Here is a 365-nt window from a genome sequence, read left to right on the forward strand (position 1 = left end):
GGATACCTCGATGAACCGTGACGAGATGAACAGCGCGTTGAGAGCGCGTTTTGTTCCCGCGCTTCGCCAGCTTGGGCTTAAAGGTTCTTTGCCTCATTATCGACGACAACGCGACAGTCGGGTCGATCTTTTGACGGTACAGTTCGATCGCCATGGAGGGGGCTTCGTCGTGGAGCTAGCTCAATGCGGCGCGAAGGGTAACGTAACTATTTATCGTTGGCTGGTTCCGTGACGGTGATCAGACGAGGATCGGGCTTTCGGCGCAATGGGAGAGCCCTCAAATCCACTTACTGAAGGAAAAGCATGTCGCAAAATATGCCGCTGCGCTTTACCCTCGGACGCGCGATTGGGGCGTACGTAGTCGT

Annotated in this window: 1 protein-coding gene; it reads left to right on the plus strand. The window is 55.3% G+C overall.

Translation table 11 applies throughout. The features are described 5' to 3' along the window. The coding region (locus tag U5782_RS41430; RefSeq protein ID WP_322049645.1) for a DUF4304 domain-containing protein at positions 1-232 on the plus strand (232 nt) is incomplete at its 5' end. Positions 233-365: the final 133 nt, after the last annotated feature.

The organism is Paraburkholderia sp. J67, from assembly GCF_905220265.1.
Classification (GTDB): Bacteria; Pseudomonadota; Gammaproteobacteria; order Burkholderiales; family Burkholderiaceae; genus Paraburkholderia.